The 17,225-nt window shown below is 60.6% G+C and carries 18 protein-coding genes and 1 pseudogene; 8 read left to right on the forward strand and 11 right to left on the reverse strand.

What is annotated here, in order from left to right; genetic code table 11:
• The first annotated feature begins 146 nt into the window (after nt 1-146).
• A complete protein-coding gene (locus PQR42_RS08245; protein ID WP_408383052.1) occupies nt 147-470 on the forward strand; it encodes a hypothetical protein in 324 nt (107 codons plus the stop codon).
• Nucleotides 467-2,539, forward strand: a complete 2,073-nt coding sequence (locus PQR42_RS08250; protein ID WP_408493610.1) for a tetratricopeptide repeat protein — start codon at nt 467-469, stop codon at nt 2,537-2,539. The genes PQR42_RS08245 and PQR42_RS08250 overlap by 4 nt, the downstream gene beginning before the upstream one ends.
• A 26-nt stretch (nt 2,540-2,565) precedes the next feature.
• On the opposite strand, the gene PQR42_RS08255 is transcribed toward PQR42_RS08250, so the two are convergent.
• From PQR42_RS08255 to PQR42_RS08265, 3 genes are all read right to left on the reverse strand, one after another.
• Nucleotides 2,566-3,150, reverse strand: coding sequence for a nucleoside 2-deoxyribosyltransferase (locus PQR42_RS08255; protein ID WP_408204346.1), 585 nt, complete (start codon nt 3,148-3,150; stop codon nt 2,566-2,568).
• Between the two features lie 196 nt (nt 3,151-3,346).
• Nucleotides 3,347-3,787, reverse strand: coding sequence for a hypothetical protein (locus PQR42_RS08260; protein WP_408177320.1), 441 nt, complete (start codon nt 3,785-3,787; stop codon nt 3,347-3,349).
• Between the two features lie 270 nt (nt 3,788-4,057).
• Nucleotides 4,058-5,749 (reverse strand): purple acid phosphatase family protein, encoded by a 1,692-nt coding sequence (locus PQR42_RS08265; RefSeq protein WP_408383050.1) that lies wholly within the window; start codon nt 5,747-5,749, stop codon nt 4,058-4,060.
• A gap of 607 nt (nt 5,750-6,356) precedes the next feature.
• On the opposite strand from PQR42_RS08265, the gene PQR42_RS08270 reads away from it, so the two are divergent.
• Nucleotides 6,357-6,803: a hypothetical protein gene (locus PQR42_RS08270; protein WP_408383049.1), complete on the forward strand. Its 447-nt coding sequence runs from the start codon at nt 6,357-6,359 to the stop codon at nt 6,801-6,803.
• 126 nt (nt 6,804-6,929) lie between these two features.
• Here PQR42_RS08270 and PQR42_RS08275 read toward each other — a convergent pair whose 3' ends face one another.
• The 4 genes from PQR42_RS08275 to PQR42_RS08290 form a co-directional block, all read right to left on the reverse strand.
• Nucleotides 6,930-7,154: a hypothetical protein gene (locus PQR42_RS08275; protein WP_408246791.1), complete on the reverse strand. Its 225-nt coding sequence runs from the start codon at nt 7,152-7,154 to the stop codon at nt 6,930-6,932.
• Nucleotides 7,155-7,290: 136 nt separating this feature from the next.
• Nucleotides 7,291-7,710, reverse strand: a complete 420-nt coding sequence (locus PQR42_RS08280; protein ID WP_408383642.1) for a hypothetical protein — start codon at nt 7,708-7,710, stop codon at nt 7,291-7,293.
• Between the two features lie 30 nt (nt 7,711-7,740).
• Nucleotides 7,741-9,675 carry a putative bifunctional diguanylate cyclase/phosphodiesterase gene (locus PQR42_RS08285; RefSeq protein WP_408383047.1) on the reverse strand — a complete coding sequence of 645 codons (1,935 nt, stop codon included), beginning with the start codon at nt 9,673-9,675 and terminating at the stop codon, nt 7,741-7,743.
• Between the two features lie 232 nt (nt 9,676-9,907).
• Entirely contained in the window at nt 9,908-10,846 is a 939-nt protein-coding gene (locus tag PQR42_RS08290) for a LysR family transcriptional regulator (protein ID WP_408383045.1), read from the reverse strand.
• Nucleotides 10,847-10,945: 99 nt separating this feature from the next.
• On the opposite strand from PQR42_RS08290, the gene PQR42_RS08295 reads away from it, so the two are divergent.
• The 4 genes from PQR42_RS08295 (at nt 10,946) to PQR42_RS08310 (ending at nt 14,711) form a co-directional block, all read left to right on the forward strand.
• Entirely contained in the window at nt 10,946-12,367 is a 1,422-nt protein-coding gene (locus PQR42_RS08295; RefSeq protein ID WP_408383043.1) for an aldehyde dehydrogenase family protein, read from the forward strand.
• A 121-nt stretch (nt 12,368-12,488) separates the two neighbouring features.
• Entirely contained in the window at nt 12,489-12,827 is a 339-nt protein-coding gene (locus tag PQR42_RS08300) for a hypothetical protein (RefSeq protein ID WP_408383041.1), read from the forward strand.
• Nucleotides 12,828-13,124: 297 nt separating this feature from the next.
• On the forward strand, nt 13,125-14,153 hold the full coding sequence (trpS, locus tag PQR42_RS08305; RefSeq protein ID WP_408204338.1) for a tryptophan--tRNA ligase: 1,029 nt from the start codon (nt 13,125-13,127) through the stop codon (nt 14,151-14,153).
• 177 nt (nt 14,154-14,330) lie between these two features.
• The gene (locus PQR42_RS08310) at nt 14,331-14,711 is read left to right on the forward strand and encodes a nuclear transport factor 2 family protein (protein ID WP_408204337.1); all 381 of its coding nucleotides are present in this window, start codon (nt 14,331-14,333) and stop codon (nt 14,709-14,711) included.
• 104 nt (nt 14,712-14,815) lie between these two features.
• On the opposite strand, the gene PQR42_RS08315 is transcribed toward PQR42_RS08310, so the two are convergent.
• Nucleotides 14,816-15,127: a hypothetical protein gene (locus PQR42_RS08315; protein ID WP_012428971.1), complete on the reverse strand. Its 312-nt coding sequence runs from the start codon at nt 15,125-15,127 to the stop codon at nt 14,816-14,818.
• Between the two features lie 209 nt (nt 15,128-15,336).
• On the reverse strand, nt 15,337-15,774 hold the full coding sequence (locus PQR42_RS08320) for a DUF1801 domain-containing protein (protein WP_408383039.1): 438 nt from the start codon (nt 15,772-15,774) through the stop codon (nt 15,337-15,339).
• A gap of 284 nt (nt 15,775-16,058) precedes the next feature.
• Between PQR42_RS08320 and PQR42_RS08325 the strand changes: the two genes are divergently transcribed.
• Nucleotides 16,059-16,310 carry a hypothetical protein gene (locus PQR42_RS08325; RefSeq protein ID WP_408177334.1) on the forward strand — a complete coding sequence of 84 codons (252 nt, stop codon included), beginning with the start codon at nt 16,059-16,061 and terminating at the stop codon, nt 16,308-16,310.
• Nucleotides 16,311-16,322: 12 nt separating this feature from the next.
• On the opposite strand, the gene PQR42_RS08330 is transcribed toward PQR42_RS08325, so the two are convergent.
• The gene (locus PQR42_RS08330) at nt 16,323-17,012 is read right to left on the reverse strand and encodes a substrate-binding domain-containing protein (protein ID WP_408383038.1); all 690 of its coding nucleotides are present in this window, start codon (nt 17,010-17,012) and stop codon (nt 16,323-16,325) included.
• Between the two features lie 14 nt (nt 17,013-17,026).
• Nucleotides 17,027-17,225 (reverse strand): annotated as a pseudogene (locus PQR42_RS08335) (4-carboxy-4-hydroxy-2-oxoadipate aldolase/oxaloacetate decarboxylase); the annotation flags it as partial.

Consider the following 17,225-nt stretch of genomic DNA (forward strand, 5'->3'; position numbering starts at 1 on the left):
ACTTGGCGGATGCACCGTCAAGTGGGGGTATTACCTCCACTTTTGTGTGATGAATTGCACTGCGAGTCGCGACCTTTTTTCTTTCTGGCGGGTGCGGATCGTCTTAACTAAAACGGAGGTATCGGCATCGACGCAAGGAGGCTGCCATGGGCGTGCGCGTTCGGCCAAAAGCGCGGGAGAGTGCGGCGAACAAGGCGCCGGAGCCGCGAGGCTTGTGGCGCTGGCTCAAGGAAAAGGATAATCGCACGGTGCTGCAATTCGTCGGTGCCGGCATTGTCGCGCTAATCGGCGTGCTCACGACGATGGGCATCCTCCATCAACCGGCCTCGCCCGAAACTCACCCCGTTCAGGCCGCCACTGCGCCGTCCGCACCACCCCCGCCGCAACCGGTCAATCAGAGCGCGACCGCGAATGGTGACGCTGCTACCAACGTGTCGGGCTCGAGCAATGTGGTTGTGATCAGAAAATGAACCCGTCGAGCCACCTGTCTGTGCGGATCGCCACGATCGTACTCGCCGTCGCGGTTGCCGCGGCGGGATCAGCATCGGCACAAACGGCAATACGCGCGTCGAATGAGCGCCAGTCGGCTTCAGCCTCTGGCGGCGGCATCGCGACCAATGTCATCGGCAACGGCAACACGATCAACGTCAGTTCGGCCGACGCGGCCGTGCTGTCGGAGTTGAAGTCACGAATGCGCGAAGAAGCGCGGCTGCTCAACGAATTGAAAAAAGCCGTGGCGTCCATCCAGGCAATGACGCAAGCACCCACTACGGCGCCGGCAGCCAACCAGGCACTGGCGGCCTTGCAAGCAGGCGATTCGGCTCCGTCAGTTGCGCTATTGCATGATCAGGAGGCCAACGTCGCCAGACAGGCGGAGCAGAACGCGAGTTCGGCCGCGGCCGACAAGCATAAGGCTGCGGAACTGGCCCGGCAGCAAGGCGCACTGGCGTTCTTCACCGACACCGAAGGCGCGCTCAAGGCGTACCAGCGCGCGGCCGGATACGAACCCGACGATCCGGACACGCTGATTTTCATCGGCGACCTGCAAGACCGGCTCGGCCAGACGCAACAGGCGCTGACGACATTCGATCAAGCGCGCGCGCTGCTGGAACGAAAACGGGCAGCGTCGCCCGACAATGCTGCCTTGCTCAGCGACCTTGCGGTAACGCATGACCGAATGGGTGTCGAAATCCAGAAGCAAGGCAATCTCGATAGCGCGCTTGCGCACTTCAGACAGGCGCTTGCCATATTGCAGAAGCTGGTTCAGCAGGATCCGGGCAACCAGGAGTGGCAACGCGATCTTGCCGTCACGCATGACTCGATCGGCGCCGTCCTTCAATCCGCAGGAAAGACCGCGGATTCCCTGGCGGAGTTTCGGCAAAGCATGGTGATCGTCGAATCGCTTGCACGTGGCAAGCCGGACGATGTCGATCTGCAGCTCGATCTCGCACTGGCCCGCTCGCGCATCGGCGACAGCCTTCTCGAGCAAGGCGACTTGACCGGCGCATTGGCGTCGTATCGCCAGGCGGTGACGGTGGCCGACGCGCTCGATCGACGCGGTCTGGCTGATCCGGCTAAACCGCACAATTCTTCGCCCAGAATCATGACGGTCGCCGAGGCGCGATTTTCCGCTCATCAAAGGCTGGGCATTGCGTTGGAATCGAAGGGAGACTACGCGGGCGCGCTGGCGGAGTATCAGACCACGCTGAACATCGCCCAAGCGCAGTCAGAGAAGGACCCGAACAATGTCGATGTGCAGAAAGAGATTCTCTCCGCGCATTTGCGTCATGCGGATGCACTCATTGCGCGCGGTGACAACGACGCGGCGTTAGCTGAGTTGCGCCAGGCGCTAACGCTCGGCGAGTCGCTCTCCAGCCGTGAACCTGACCACCGCTATTTGCAGGAGAGCGTGGCCCTCGCGCACGTGAGCATCGCGATGCTATTACTCGTGCACAAAGACGCGGTACAGGCGGCAAACGAGGCGCGGCGCGGCATTGAAATGCTCACCGCGCTCGCGCAAAGCGCGCGCGGCAACAAGTCATGGCAGTCCGATCTCGCCACGGGTCACTCGTTTTTGAGCGCGGCGCTCTTAGGCCAGAATGACCTGGCTGGCGCTTTGGCCGAGTCGCAGAAGAGCATCGACATTGTCGATGTGCTCGCTCGCGACGATCCGTCGAACGCGAGTTTGCGCCAGACGCTCGCGGAGTTCCACATCATCCGTGCAAGCACGCTCATGGCGCAGAACGACACCGCCGGCGGTGCTTCTGAAGCGCGCAAGGCCATGGATGCCATCGAGCCTGTCGCGAAGCGTGATCCAGACAATGCGATGACTCAGTCGACACTGGCGGAGGCGTATTTTCTGTTGAGTAAATTGAGCGCCACACCGGATGAGCAGCGCAATTTCCGCAACCGGACGATCGAGATTCTCACGAAGCTGAAAGACCAGGGGAAGCTCATGGGCGCATTTACCCCCATGCTGCAAACGGTACAAGCCGATGCAAGCGCGGACTCTGCCGCACTTTCGCAATCTTCCAAATAGAGCGCCTGCCTTGCAGGCATCATGGCTTATGGCTTCTTGGAAGCGCTGTACAACGTCTTCGCAAGCGCAGTCAACTCGCCACCACCCTCGCGAAGCGACGCGATCTCCGCACCTTTCTCCAACGTCTGCTCCACGCTGCGACTCCGATCGCGCGCGACGGCTTCCAGAATGGCCTGCGGCAATGCCGACAGTTGATTGACCACGTCGAAATCACCTAGGCCCGTGAGCATCGGATTGTCGGAGCCGCTGAGCATGGAGCGTGCGTCGGCCTTGAAGAGTACAAGCGGCTTGCCTGCATGCCACGCAAGCGACGCCTCGACAACCGTGCCTTCATCGGCAACACGGCCGTTGAGATTGGCGACGACTGCATCGCAACACCTGAGCAACTGATAGGTATCCAGGCTGAAGATTGCGCGGTCGAGCATGTGCGCGGCTTCTTCAACCGACGCGCCGAGCTTCTCGAGTTCCGGCTTGAGCTTCGCGAACTCGAGACCGTCGCGATGCGGAAGAAATGTCGTCAAACCCGCAGCCTCCAGCGTGGCGGCAATTGACTCCATTTCAGTTCGTTCGGCTGCGTTGAAGAGCGGTCCTGCGCAATACACTCGTGGCATCTTTTTTCGTCTCCTGAAGATGGAGTGGATCGTGAAGTAACCTCGCAGCGTGTGTCGGCATGCGACTGCGAGGACCGTTTACGATAACCATCGACGAAGCAAAGTCAATGCGGAGCGTCGGTCACGTATTGCCCGGTGCAATTAGCGCGCGGGCAAGTACTTGTGCTACGAACCAGGTCGCCGTCTCGCTCTCCGCTCAGTCGTAATGCCGATGCTTGTGATGACGCTTGCCCGATCGGTTGCCGCGGGAATAGTCGTCGGCGTACGAGTTGGAGCGCGAGATGTTGCCGCCGAGCGCCGAACCCGCGCCGCCGCCCAACGCCGCGCCGACGAGACCACCGCCGCGACCGCCCATCGCATTGCCAGCCGCGGTGCCCGCACCGCCGCCAAGCGCACCGCCGATAATGGCGCCCGTGCGTTCCCTGCGATTCGACGTGACCGCGCCGCCGGCGCCACCGCCCACTGCACCGCCGAGCACGGCGCCCGTGCTGCCGCCGACCGCGCCACCCAGCGCAGCGCCGGCGACACCGCCGAGTGCGCCGCCGAGCGCGTTGTTCATATCGCCGGCCATTGCCGACAACGACGCCGAAGCCGTGAGCGCTGCAACGGCAACAATCTTGAGGATTCTCTTCGACATAACAAGCTCTTTCATTGTTGTTGACGGCGCCGAGTATAACCGCGCTTGCGAAAGGCTTTTGTAACCACGTCGCTTTGTATCGGTAAGACGTGTAACAAAATGATCGAAGGGTCGAGAGCAGAGGCTTTTACAGCCTCAAGTCAGAGAGGAAGAGAAGATGGTCCGTTGCTTTTGAATATCCTACGGATAGCTAATCATATTGAATATCGTGCCGACGATACTGGCGAGCCGCCGTAGACCGACAGCCCGCCAACCACTCACATTCGGACCTTATCCGCGCCGCTTCTTTTTCAACTCGATGGTCTCGAACAATTCGTAGTTCTGCGTCGGCGTTTGATCCGCGCCGGGCGCGTGATAGTAGTTCATCGTGATCGTGGTCTCACCGCCCGGATGCCCCGGATCATGATCGAACACCGCGATGCCATAACCGGTGCCGGTGTCGCGTTGCGCCGACCAGATCGCATCTTCCACGGCGTCCGCGGCCGCGCGCACGAAAGTGCCGGCGGTCGTGCCGGCAACCGGGCGGTTGGGACGCGTGAAAATACGCGCCTGCGGCAGTCCCGTGCCGGCATCCACGCCGTAGACATCCAGCGGTGCGCTTGTGCCGCCGCCGCCGAGAATCAGGTGAATCGTGCCGTGGCTCGTATCGAACGTCGATGCACCTGACGACACCGCCGACATCACCGGTTTCGGCTGCAAGGTATCCACCGGCCGGCCCGTCGCGATGTCGGTGCCCTTGTTGTGATTGCAGCCGCGCACGGGATAACTGCGTTCGTAGTCGTGATCGTGGCCGCACAACACCAGGTCCACGCCGTAGCGATCGAACAGCGGCAACCAGGCTTCGCGGATGCCTTTATCGGAACCGTTGCCGGTCTTTGTAGAACTCATCGCGTCCTGATGCATCTGGACGATGATCCAGTCGACCTCGTCGTCTTCGGATGCACGGTGCAACGTTCTTTCGAGCCAGCGCGTCTGCTCGCCGGCGCTATATCCGCGCACATAGAGCGACGTGCCGGGTTGAATGGGCGGATTGCCGGTGCTCGCCACCGGCACCAGCGGATCCGGGCCGGCAACGAACGCGGCCGCGTCCTGATAGACGACGTCGTCCGCATCGAGCGAAACGAACAGCACGGAACTCACTCGAAAGCTGTACCAGCGGCCCTGAAAGCGCGTGTGATTGTCCGGCAGCGTATAGCGCGCGAGATACGACGCGAGACCTTGTTCGCCGTTATGGAACTCGAGTTCGTGGTTGCCCGGACACGGCATCCACGGCCGGTTCGACGCGGACGTCTGGCAGTTGTTGCCGAAGTCGCGCCACACGTCTGGCTGGTGCGTCGGATTCAGGTTGGCGTAACACAGGTCGCCGTTGAGCAAGTGGAACAGCGGCTGAAAGCGCTCGACCGCCTGCACCGCGAAGCGGCTTTGCGGCGACGACAGAACCCAGGCGGTATTCGGCGTGGCGAGATCGCCATAACTAGTCCAGCGAAACGGCGCACGTCCGCGCGGCGCAGTACGGAAGCTCGCCGTGAAAGGTTGAGCGGCATTGCTGTCGTTCTCCGCGGTCACCTCGTATTCGTAGCTCGTATCGGGCTTCAGATCTCGCAGACGCGCGTGATATGTGAACACGACCTCGCCGTTGAGGCCGTCCGTATAGGTGCTTTGGACGCCATGCACCGTATGTTTCCCCTCGCGCGCGCCGCTGACGCGCACCTGCGGGTTCACTGCCGGCGCAAGCGACGCCCACGACACCGTGACCTCGTGGGTCGGATCGTTGCCCCAAGTCAGGTGGACCTGTTCCGGTGTACCGTCGGGTGCGCTGTTCGCCGCGCGCGCCGCCGATGAAAGCGTGCCCGCCGCCGTAGCGAGACTGGATGCGCCGGCAAACTTCAGGAACCCACGACGCGAGACGATGGAAGCGCCCTGATCGGTCGGCGACGCCTTAGCGATTTTTCTGTTCGACATGTCTGGTGTTGTTGTACGGGAGTGGAAGGACGCCGGCGCATAGGGACACGCACACCGCGTTCTGCGTGAACCGCGAGTGCGCTGAAGACCGGCGCGCAATGGAGACGACCAGCCATCGTAGTCGCCAGGCTATGACACTCGGATGAAACCGCACGGTGCGGACAATCTCATGCTTGCCCATCCGCATTGAAAATCAGACGATTTACATGGTGGTAGACCGATATATATCATTTTAAAAAAACCAAACTCACTTCATAAAATCATTCATTCAAAAGTCATTTTTTAGCGTGCATTTCGATATGCGGCGCAGCTAGAAACAATTGCCGAACGGCGTGTAGGGCGAACTTAGCGCACGCTCAAACAATTGATTTTTATAACTTTTAACGACCAAAATCAGACCACGGGCAGATTCCAGGCTTTCCGCCTTTAAACACATTTCAATTTTACCAACCAGCCCGCCGGCATTAACAGCAGGCGGCGGGGATTCGCGCGCCCCTAGCCGCGCTTCGGACTAAATCACATTGCCATGAATATGAAAATGAAATATACGGCGGCAACGTTATTGATCGCAGCATTATTGGGCGGTTGCGCTTCAATGGACGGCGCGATGTCCTCGACCTCGGATTTCCTCGACACGACCGGCGACGTCCTGAGCGGCGATTTCCGCGGATTGACGGCCGCACAGCGGACCACGATGACCGAGATGGCCGTCGACTGGAAGCAGAATGAAAATAACGCGAAGAAGAAATGGGACGAGCGCCGGCTGATCGTGACCGGTATCGTCACGCGCGTCACCCATTCCGACGGGCTTGTCGGAAAGTCGGGCAAGTATGTGATCGTGTTCAGGGAGCCGACCAAGCCCAAATGCATCGGCGTGGCGACGACGCGCGATGATCTGATGGTGAACGACAAGCGGACCTCGGTGTACAAGACCGGTGACCGCATCGACGTAACCGGCGTGCTGCAGACACGCGCGGACGTGGACTCCGACGGCGCCGCGTGTCATTTCGCCTTTGAACATGCGAGCTTCGCGTTGAATACCGCCCCGCACTGAGGCAACAGCGAGCGGCCGCAAGCGCGCTGAATGAACCGGTAACTGACTACGCCCAGAACAGAGCGCCGAAGCGTTGCCGGCGCATGTATTCCGTTGTGGATCATGCGGCCGGCGGCAACCCACCACTCACGTCTGCGGATTCGTGTCGTCCGTGGACTGGGTGTTGTCGGCGACATCCTGCTTGTCGTCGTCTTTCTTTTCTATCATTGATTCCAGCTTACCGGCGCCTTCAAAACCGGCGATAGCGGCGATGCCTTTCGTCAGCAAACCCGCTTCCGGATCCACTTTTTCTGCCGCTTCCACGGCGGCGATCGCCCCCGCAATCTTTCCTGCTTCGTCCAAGAGTCCCATGTCGCTCTCCTCGAGAAAAAGTGAGCATGCATCGTCTCACGAACTCAACGCCTTGTCGCCAAATGTAAAACCGAAATGACGATTAGCTGACACTGTGCAGAGGCACGACGAACTTTACGTTTAGTAAGCGTAACGGCTATCGTTGAGGCGGCTGCGGATTATTCGCCGGATTGGTATCGAATCTGGAGACACGCTGTATTCCGTCTTCACTGACCAACTGCAATAGTTCGTTTTCCATGATGTCGGCGACATCTTTGCCGTAGACCTCGCCGCCCTTCACGTAGACAGTAAACGATTGCAAGTACTTCGCCTTCTTCTCCGGGTTCTCGATCGTCTCGCGAGTCCATTGATAGAGCGGATAGTTTTCCGTGCCCCGCCGTTCTGCTTCGCTCACGTAGTCGGCGAATGCATCGAACTGGCATTTCAACGTCGCGTCGTGTCTGCGCAGAACATCACGAAGCGCGCCATGCGAAGCACATGTCGGGTCAGCGCGTAACGTGTCGGCCAGTTCGGGCGAGACGGTAATCCGTAGCTGGAATTGCAAGGCAGGTTGCATATTCGCCTCGGTGTCGGCATTCATGAACGCTCATTCCTTATCCGCGGAATGCGCGGCAACCTTTTCTTCAATCCGCGCAATCTCGTGCCCCTGCACTGGCTTGCCGAGCAGAAAGCCTTGAGCATGCGTGCATCCGCATACGCGCACGAAATCCAGTTGCTCTTGCGTCTCGATGCCTTCCGCCGTAGTCGGCATGCCGATTTCCCGCGCCAACGCCACGATGCCGCGCACCACCGCCGCCGACTCTCGACGATGCACGGACTCCTTGACGAACGAGCTATCGATCTTGAGCTTGTCGAACGAAAAGCGCACGAGGGTCGACATGGTCGAGAAGCCGGTGCCGAAATCGTCGAGTGCGAGACCGATGCCCAACGCACGCAGCCTCCCGACGTTGCGCCGGGTCACGACGTCGTCGTTCAGTAGCACCGTTTCCGTGACCTCGATATTCAGGCGCTGCGGCGGAAGCTTCGTCTTGCGGAGAATCGCCGAAACGATCGACGCAAACGACTCCTCTCGCAACTGCACCGGCGATACATTCACCGCGACGGTTACCCTGTCTCGCCAGGTCACCGCTTCCTGGCACGATTGCAGCAAAGCCCATTCGCCCAACGCCAGAATGAGGCCCGTACGTTCCGCGGTAGGAATGAACGCGGAAGGCGAGAGTTCGCCGCGCGTGGGATGGGTCCAGCGCATCAGCGCCTCGCGGCCGGACACCGCACCGCTGCTGAGATCGATGATGGGTTGGTACTCCATGCGCAAACCACTGAACGAATGCAGCGCGCCTTCCAGATCGCTGCGCAGAAGGCTCAGGCTTTCATCCGAAGCGTGTTTCGCGGCATCAAAAATAGCGAATGCGCTTTTGCCGCTACGTTTCACCGCATACAAGGCGCGATCGGCGCAGATCAGTAGTTGCGGGCCAGTCCTCGCGTGCTCGGGATAGAGCGAGACGCCCACGCTCGCACCGATGTGCACCAGCGCCTCGCGCAGCGCGAACGGTCGCGCCAGCGTCTTCACGATGCGGTCCGCCAGAATGCGCACGTCGCGAGCCCGTCCCGTACCATCGGAAAGCGCCACGAACTCATCGCCGGCCAGGCGTCCGACGAGATCGCCGCTCGGCAACACCTCACGCAAGCGAATTGCCGCTTCCTGAAGGATCTGATCTCCGGCGGCATGGCCCAGGCTGTCATTGATGGCCTTGAAGCCGTCCAGATCGATCAATAGAACAGCGAACGATTGATCGTTGCGTAGCGCGCCCATCTCCGTGCGTTCGAGCAGCAGCTCACTGATACGCGCACGATTGGGCAAACCGGTGAGGCTGTCGTGATGCGCGAGCCGGTGGCTGTTTTCCCGCGCCAGAAGCAACGCGACTGTGTCGCGATTGCTGCGCAGCGCAACCGTAAAGAAGCCGGCGGCGCAGAACGGCGCCTGGAAAAGCAGCACAAGTTTGCCGGAGCCGGGAGACAGCGCCGCACCGAGCGCTAGTAGCCCAAGAATGAAGGTGATTTGCAGCAGTACGAGCCGCGGCGTGCCCGCATTGCGTCCGGCCAATCCGCCGATAACGCCCACGGCACAAACGTTGCCGAGCAGGAAAAGCGTTTGGTCTCCGCTAATGTTGCACAGCAAGGTGCCGTAGCCGAACAGCGCGCTCCAGAGCAGGCTTGCGAACAGAAACGCGGAGGTAGGTGTCGGCTGACCGTTGGCGCTGCGGGAGCAGCACAACCAGATTAACGCGAGCCGGGCGATCAGCAATACGACAACGGCGCTGCCCCAACTCGCGTAAAGAGCCTTGGGATAAAGGTAGAAAGCGGTGGCGCAGACGCTGATTTCACAAATCGAAGCGAACACGATCGAGGCGGTTCGCGTGAACAGATTGGCAAGCAATATCTGCCGATTGTCCGCGCTCAGATCCTGAGAGGAAGAGACGACCCACTTAAAAAATGGAGACCTTGGTTCGCTGAAAGCCATGACCTACGCATTTTTGATGGTTGATGAATCGAAACCCGCGCGTATTGCGATTATTACGTAAACATAGAGGATCGGGTTAATTCGACTGAGGAAACACGCCGCCCCCGTCCGAGGAGGAAAAAATTACGTATTGAAGTGGTCCTCTGTACGCGCGTTTAACGGCGCGTGCCAAGGCCTAGCACTTTTCGACGTATTCGCGCGGAACGACAATGGCGGCCGAACTCCATGAGATTTACCGTGCGCCACGTGGCTTGCGCTTGGTCCGCGCCTGTTCGCGCTGTGCATCGGCGTGTTCGCGGATCATATCGATGAGCGCCCGTAACCCGGCAGGCGCGTGACGACGGCCGGGATAATACAAACACAGGCCGTCCAGCGGCGGAGTCCAATCCTCCAGCACGCGCACCAGCGCGCCCGCCTGCAGATCCGCGGCGACATTCCATTCGGTCAGATAGGTCACGCCGAGGCCGGCGCGTGCCGCCTCGAGCATCAGGCCCGGTTCGTCGAGCGTCAGCGCGCCTTTTCCGTCGATACGCACCGTCTCGCCGCGGCGCTCGAATTCCCAATGGTAGATCGCGCCGCTCGGCATGCGTGTGCGGATACAGCGGTGCGCGAGCAGATCGGCGGGCGTGCGCGGCGCTTTGTGCTGCGCAAAATAAGCGGGACTGCCAACGACGGCGAAGCGTTGCTTATCGCCGAACGGCACCGCGATCATGTCCTGCGGCACCGTTTCGGCCAGACGGATACCCGCATCGAAACCTTCGACGACGATATCGATCAGCCTGCCCTCGGTCACGAGATCGAGTTTCATGTCGGGATAGCGAGCCAGAAACGCGATGAAGAGCGGCATTGCTTGCCTCGCCGCGCCCACCGATGCATTGATGCGCAACGTGCCCGACAGCGTGTCGCGAAAGCTGCCGGCCTGTTCGATTGCGACGCGGATCGTGGACAGCGCGGGCGCCACGCTGTCGACGAATTGCGCGCCCGCTTCCGACAGCGACACGCTGCGCGTCGTGCGATTGAAGAGACGAACGCCGATGCGCGCTTCGAGCGCCGCAACTGAGTGACTGAGCGCGGACGTCGACACGCCGAGTTCGGTCGCCGCCGCCCGAAAGCTGCGATGGCGCGCGACGGCCAGAATGGCCTCAAGTTCACCCAAACCCGAAGTTTTCATTGTCCCAAATTGCTCAACGTGACGTGCTTGATTGTACGGCTAGTCAACGCAATACCGGCGGTCTATTGTGATTCGTTCGGAGCCTTCTTTGGAGCAAGCATGCAAATCATCGACAAGATCTATATCGACGGCGCGTTCGTCACGCCGCACGGCGGCGAAATGTTCGATCTCTTCAATCCGGCGACGGAGCAGGTGATCGGCCAGGTGCGCCTCGCCGACGCGCAAGACGCACGAAACGCCATCGCCGCCGCGAAACGCGCGTTTCCCGTTTTCTCGCGCACCAGCCCGCGTGAACGCATCGACATGCTAAAGCGCATGCATGAAGCCGTCGTGGCAAAAGAAGACGAGCTTTACGAAGCGATCACCGAAGAATATGGCGCGCCGGTGTCGCGTGGCCGCTGGATGGCGCAGCATGCGAGCAACGTCCTGCTCGAAGCGGCGAAGGTCTTGCAGGACTACGCATTCACGCGCCGCGCGGGCAGCGCCGAGGTCGTGATGCAACCGTTGGGCGTCGCGGGTTTGATCACGCCGTGGAATAGCGACGCGGGCTTCATCTGCGGCAAGCTCGCTGCCGCTCTGGCTGCGGGCTGCACGGCCGTTATCAAGCCGAGCGAGATGAGCGCGATACAGACGCGCATCGTGACCGCGGCGCTGCATGAAGCGGGCCTGCCTGCGGGCGTGTTCAACATCGTGACAGGGCGCGGCGACATCGTAGGCGCGGAGATCAGTTCGCATCCGGATGTCACGAAGCTGTCGTTCACCGGTTCCACGGCGGTCGGCAAAACGATTCTGCGCACGGCGTCCGACACGTTCAAGCGCGTGACGCTCGAACTCGGCGGCAAGTCGCCCGTGATCGTGCTCGACGACGCGGACTTCGACGAAGCGGTGCCGCTCGCCATTCAGGCCGGCTTCATGAATAGCGGTCAGGCGTGCATCGCGGGCACTCGCATTCTCGTGCCGCGACAACGGCTCGCAGAGTTCGAAACGCGCGTGCTGGAAGAGGTCGCGCGCAGCCAGTCAGGCGATCCGCGCGATCCGCAAACGACGGTCGGCCCGATGGTCAGCCAGAAGCAGTGGGAGCGCGTGCAGCGTTATATCGGCGTCGGCATGGACGAGGGCGCGCGCCTGATCGCGGGCGGCCAGGGACGGCCGGATGGCGTCAACGCGGGCTGGTTCGTGCGCCCGACCGTCTTCAGCGATGTCACGAACGACATGACGATTGCGCGTGAGGAGATTTTCGGCCCGGTGCTGTCGATCATCGGCTATCGCGACACCGACGAGGCAATCGCGATCGCTAACGATACCAGCTATGGCTTGCAGGCCTATGTGTTGTCGCGGGACAAGCAACGCGCGCATGAGGTCGCGTCGCGGATCGAAGCGGGACGCGTACTGGTCAACACGCTGGCCCATGAGCCGGCTGCGCCGTTCGGCGGCTTCAAGCAATCCGGGATTGGGCGTGAATACGGCACGTTTGGGCTGGAAGCGTTTCTGGAGCCGAAGTCGGTGCTGGGCGTTCTCTGATTGACCATCGCCGCCCCCCGGGAGCCTCGCGAGTCGAGTATCGATGTACGATGCCGTATAGTGGATGCACCGCTGATCTCCAGCGGCCTACCCGTAGATCGGCGCGATGGGGGACTACAAGATGACAGTCGCAAATACATCGATGAACGGCGCTCACGGGCCCGTGCCAGAGTCGCTGCAGACATTGGTCGAGTATCTCGAACTCTCGCTCGACAAGGCGTCGAGCGTGGTCATGACGCGCCACACGAACGACCTTTGCACCGTCTACCTGGGCGACCCGGCCGGTCTGCTCGAGGAAATGAAGAAGCTCGGCACGATTGCCATCCCGCTCGCCAATGAAATGCTGGAACTGACCCGCTCGGGCGTCAACGAGATGGAGATCGGCGGCCAGGCCTATCGCTTCGTACGCACGTTCACGCAGGTCGAGGACGCCGCAGCGGTCGTTTTCTCGGCGGCCTAGGCGGCGGTGCGAAATAGTTGCACAGCGGGTTGCTCGGCGCGTCGTCGTGACTGGTTCGCACTCCCGGATGCGGCCGTCGGGGCGCACTTTCCGGGCCGCTGCCGACGCCACGGCGATCCGCCGCGTTATACTCTGCCGATGGATACGAAGCCGATCACGCTGAATTGTTGGTGGCGCGCCTGACTTAGGCGGCCCGTTTCCACTCGACCATCGAAACGTGATGCCGCCAGTCCTGGCGGCATTTTCGTTTCTGCGCGCTGACGGCTGGTGGTATCGACAAACGCACAACCCGAGACCATGACAGACGCAAAACCGACCACGAACCAGCCCATTATCCTCACCGGCGACCGCACGACCGGCCCGCTGCACCTCGGCCACTACATCGGCTCGTTGCGCTCGCGTGTGCAACTCCAGAACGAAGCGCAGCAGTTCCTGCTGCTTGCCGATGCGCAGGCCATGACCGACAACGTCGGCCGACACCAGAAAGTCACGGAAAACGTCATCGAGGTGGCGCTCGACTATCTCGCGGTCGGCATCGACCCGGCGAAGTCGACCATCTTCATCCAGTCGCAGGTGCCCGAGCTCGCGGAACTGTCCCAGTACCTGCTTAATCTCGTGACGGTCGCACGCCTCGAGCGCAATCCCACCATCAAGGCGGAAATCGTGCTGCGCGGTTTCGAGCGGGACATCCCCGCCGGCTTTCTGACGTATCCGGTCAGCCAGGCCGCCGACATCACCGCGTTCAAGGCGACGCGCGTACCTGTCGGTGACGACCAGTTGCCGATGATCGAACAAACCAACGAACTGGTGCGCCGTTTCAACAATACGGTCGATCAACAGGTGCTGGTCGAATGCGAAGCGGTGCTCTCGCACGTCGCGCGGCTGCCTGGCATCGACGGCAAAGCCAAGATGAGCAAGTCGCTGGGCAACGCGATCACGCTGGGCGCCACGCCGGACGAAATCACCAAGGCCGTGAACAACATGTACACCGACCCTAACCATCTGCGCGTCAACGACCCGGGTCAGGTGGAAGGCAATGTCGTGTTCGCGTTCCTCGACGCGTTCGAGCCGGACGTCCCGATGGTCGACGAACTCAAAGCGCACTACCGCCGCGGCGGCCTTGGCGACAGCGTGGTCAAGCGTGTACTCAACGAACGGCTGCAGTCGATGATCGCCCCCATTCGGGAGCGCCGCCGCGAGTTCGAAGCTGACCGCGCGGAGGTGCTGAACGTCCTGCGCCGCGGGACGATGCGCGCGCGGGAAGTGGCGGGTGCGACGGTATCCGAGGTGAAAGGCGCGCTTGGTCTGAATTACTTTCAGAACTGAGCGACGGCCGGCGGGTCGGCGTTTATCTCCGCGCGCCGACCGAACCGCGCTGCAGCGTGAATTTTGACCGGACGGGTTCTATGATAGGACGCAGTTACTGTCGATAGCGGAGCGACGCGTCCGTCGATGTCTGTGTGCTCCTCTGTGTCCACGTTGGCTGCCGCCCGGGAGATTGACATGAGCAACGCGATGAAGGTCGTCAAAGACGCATACGCCGCCTTCGGCCGGGGCGATATTCACGCGCTGCTGGCGCTGATTCCCGCTGACGTCGACTGGCGCGTGGTGGGGCCTGCCAGGCTCCCGTATGCCACCCAATGTCGCACGCGCGCGGACGTGCAGCGATTTTTCGACGACCTCTTTTTGGCTGAGGAAATTACCCGCTTCGAGCCCCGTGAATTCATCGATGCGGGCGAGCACATTATCGTACTCGGCTTTGTCGCGTCGACCATCAAGGCGACAGGCAAATCGTTCGAATCAGAATGGGTGCATATCTTCACCGTCAAAGACGGTCTGGTGACCCGCTGGGTGGAGTTCTTCGATACAGCCGCGCGCCCTTAGCCTCGAACGTCCTGGCTCGAATCAATCTTCAGGCGTCACGCTAACGAACCACGCCCGTTTGATGAGGAGGTTCGCCCCGCTGCTCGGGCCCTTCCTCGACCGGCCTAGGATTTGCCCTTGAGCGTGAATGGCGCCAGCAGCGACTGCACATCGATCTGCCGCCCCTGAAGCAGAAGCAGCCTTGCGTGAAGCACAGTGTTCTCAAGAACCAGCTTGGCGGTGCTCAGGAGATACAGCGCATGGATGTCGGACACCGACATGTTGCCGGCCTCGACCTGGTGGTGGCGCTCAACGAGAGAGGTCATCACCAGACGCCTGAGTTCCTGCTCTCCGAAAGGAAGGTCGGCGTAGTCGATCGGATCGTCGGCTTCGACCTCTCGCAGCATGTCAACAAGCGCCTCTGTGCTCACTTCCATGTTTCGGCTCCCACGTTGTCGGTTAGGACAGCATCGCCAGATTGCATCGTGCAATGTTGTCAGACTAACGGGTCTATTTGGAGGAGTCCAGTATGAAGGGTAACTTTATGCGATCTATGCAACGCTGGTTGTGAAAGGTGACCACCGCGGTCACGCCGGCGCAGACCTGCGCTGTGTTTTTCCACTCCAGGTAACCGGCGGCGGTACCTTCACGTCGCTTTACTTTTGTCTACTTTCGCCCGTGTACTCGCGGGCGCTTTGTTCTTCTTCAAATGGGTCTGGTTGTACTCAATAGCGGCACGGACGAGATTTTTTAGTGCGCGTGCATTGACCTTATCGCCCTCCAAAAAATCGATCACTCGTCGCGCGTTGCCTTCGAGACCCGCATTGAAGAGTTTGTCAGGATCCGCGATGCCGGCCCCGTGCGCAAAGGTAACCTTCACCTTCCCCTTGTGCGCGTTGGCGACCGCGATCATGCCATCGCGAGACCACACCGGGCTTCCCATCCACTTCCATTCCTCGATTATCTCCGGGTCGGACTCAAGGATGGTCTTGCGGACACTCGCGAACGTTTTGCCACGCCAGTCCGTTAATCCGGCGATCAGTTCGTCAATACGTTCCGATGCATCTATTGGATCTTTATTCATCGATTCTGGTCCCGTTTCATGCGGTCACAATGGGAGGTAGCGACGGCATCGTTTAGTGAACGCTCAGAAAAGCACGCCGCGACCGTACAGCATTGCCATTCGATCACCTGCGGCAATCGTCTGGAATATAAGCACTGAGGTCGTGTGTCGCAAGTGCGCCAATCCGCGGCGGGATATGCCAACCGATTCTCTATGATTTCCCGCGACATGTCGAATGAGGGAAATCTGCGCGTGTGTATCGCTGACAATTGGTATCCTGTCAGACTGAACCAACGGACCATGCGATGAAAAAACCAACGAAACTGGCGCTTCTTGCGCTGGCATTCACGATGTTCGGTCTGTATAAACTATTTGTCGTTTTCCAGTACGCTCAAACCGGCTGTATCCAGTTTCGAACTCATCGAACATGCAGCTACGAGAACGCGGAAAATTTCCAAAGCCTGTTCGACCTTGAACTGATGTTCGCATGCGGTTGGGCCGCGGGTGCAGTGGTCTGCTGGATGGTCGCTGCGCAGGCGCAAAAGAAGGAGCGGTGACTCCTTCAGATTTTATACAGGCTCCATCCCCTGATTCAGCCTGGCTTTATCGCATTGTGACGAAGCCAGAAAAGAGAGAAACGCCTTCGCGACATCTTGCTTCCCGGATGCCGTACATATGCCGGCTGAAAAGACGGTTACGATCTGCACTTCCGCAGGCATACGGCCAATCACATCGATTCCCGGCAAGTGCATTAATTCGCTCAACTGCTGAAAACCCAACTCGACGTCCCCGCGTGCAACAAGTGCACCGACCGGAACACCGGGCGGAGCCTGCACGACGCGCGGTGCAATCGCGTCGGCAATGCCCCAGCGCTCAAACAGGCGGGTCAAGTGTGAACCGCTGGGTCCTGTCGAATACCCGATACTGCGCGCGGCGAGAACGGCGTCGCGAAGCGCCGCCTCAGTGACGACATCGGGTCGCGGCGCACCGCTTGCCACTGCGATTGCCACGCCCGAGCGGGCCACATCGACCCGACTGCCCGAAACGACATGGCCGGCGGCTTCCAGCCAATCAATCACATCGGCAGCGAGTACGACAAAATCGAACCCTTCGCCGCTCTCGACGCGTCGCGCGGCATCGACACCACCAACGGACCTGACGACAACCGGCTGCCCAGATAGTCGCTCATAGTCCTGGACCAACTCGGCGAGTAACAGGCGCGTCGCCATCGACGAGATGCCGGTGAGCTGCTCACTCATGGTTTCTCCGCCTCTCAATCGATGTAACGCAGTCCGGCCTGTTTCAGCGGTTCACGCATGCTGTACATGTCAAGGCCGAGCACCCCCGAAGCCAGCTTCGCACGCTTCTCGCCTTCGTTGGCTTCGCGCGCCGCCGCCTTGTCGAGCACCCTCTGCGCCGACGCCGCGGGGACCACCACCACACCGTCTTCATCCGCGACGACGACGTCGCCT

The sequence above is a fragment of the Paraburkholderia sediminicola genome (genome assembly GCF_046027355.1).
Lineage (GTDB): Bacteria > Pseudomonadota > Gammaproteobacteria > Burkholderiales > Burkholderiaceae > Paraburkholderia > Paraburkholderia sediminicola_B.

Bases quoted from the DNA above. Each gene is read 5' to 3' on its own strand.
- PQR42_RS08325 (WP_408177334.1), top strand. From the start codon at position 16,059: ATGAAAAAACCAACGAAACTGGCGCTTCTTGCGCTGGCATTCACGATG.
- PQR42_RS08280 (WP_408383642.1), bottom strand. From the start codon at position 7,710: ATGCAACCTGCCTTGCAATTCCAGCTACGGATTACCGTCTCGCCCGAA.
- PQR42_RS08270 (WP_408383049.1), top strand. From the start codon at position 6,357: ATGTCCTCGACCTCGGATTTCCTCGACACGACCGGCGACGTCCTGAGC.
- trpS (WP_408204338.1), top strand. From the start codon at position 13,125: ATGACAGACGCAAAACCGACCACGAACCAGCCCATTATCCTCACCGGC.
- PQR42_RS08260 (WP_408177320.1), bottom strand. From the start codon at position 3,787: ATGTCGAAGAGAATCCTCAAGATTGTTGCCGTTGCAGCGCTCACGGCT.
- PQR42_RS08265 (WP_408383050.1), bottom strand. From the start codon at position 5,749: ATGTCGAACAGAAAAATCGCTAAGGCGTCGCCGACCGATCAGGGCGCT.
- PQR42_RS08245 (WP_408383052.1), top strand. From the start codon at position 147: ATGGGCGTGCGCGTTCGGCCAAAAGCGCGGGAGAGTGCGGCGAACAAG.
- PQR42_RS08310 (WP_408204337.1), top strand. From the start codon at position 14,331: ATGAGCAACGCGATGAAGGTCGTCAAAGACGCATACGCCGCCTTCGGC.
- PQR42_RS08275 (WP_408246791.1), bottom strand. From the start codon at position 7,154: ATGGGACTCTTGGACGAAGCAGGAAAGATTGCGGGGGCGATCGCCGCC.
- PQR42_RS08285 (WP_408383047.1), bottom strand. From the start codon at position 9,675: ATGGCTTTCAGCGAACCAAGGTCTCCATTTTTTAAGTGGGTCGTCTCT.
- PQR42_RS08255 (WP_408204346.1), bottom strand. From the start codon at position 3,150: ATGCCACGAGTGTATTGCGCAGGACCGCTCTTCAACGCAGCCGAACGA.
- PQR42_RS08320 (WP_408383039.1), bottom strand. From the start codon at position 15,774: ATGAATAAAGATCCAATAGATGCATCGGAACGTATTGACGAACTGATC.
- PQR42_RS08330 (WP_408383038.1), bottom strand. From the start codon at position 17,012: ATGAGTGAGCAGCTCACCGGCATCTCGTCGATGGCGACGCGCCTGTTA.
- PQR42_RS08315 (WP_012428971.1), bottom strand. From the start codon at position 15,127: ATGGAAGTGAGCACAGAGGCGCTTGTTGACATGCTGCGAGAGGTCGAA.
- PQR42_RS08300 (WP_408383041.1), top strand. From the start codon at position 12,489: ATGACAGTCGCAAATACATCGATGAACGGCGCTCACGGGCCCGTGCCA.
- PQR42_RS08290 (WP_408383045.1), bottom strand. From the start codon at position 10,846: ATGAAAACTTCGGGTTTGGGTGAACTTGAGGCCATTCTGGCCGTCGCG.
- PQR42_RS08295 (WP_408383043.1), top strand. From the start codon at position 10,946: ATGCAAATCATCGACAAGATCTATATCGACGGCGCGTTCGTCACGCCG.
- PQR42_RS08250 (WP_408493610.1), top strand. From the start codon at position 467: ATGAACCCGTCGAGCCACCTGTCTGTGCGGATCGCCACGATCGTACTC.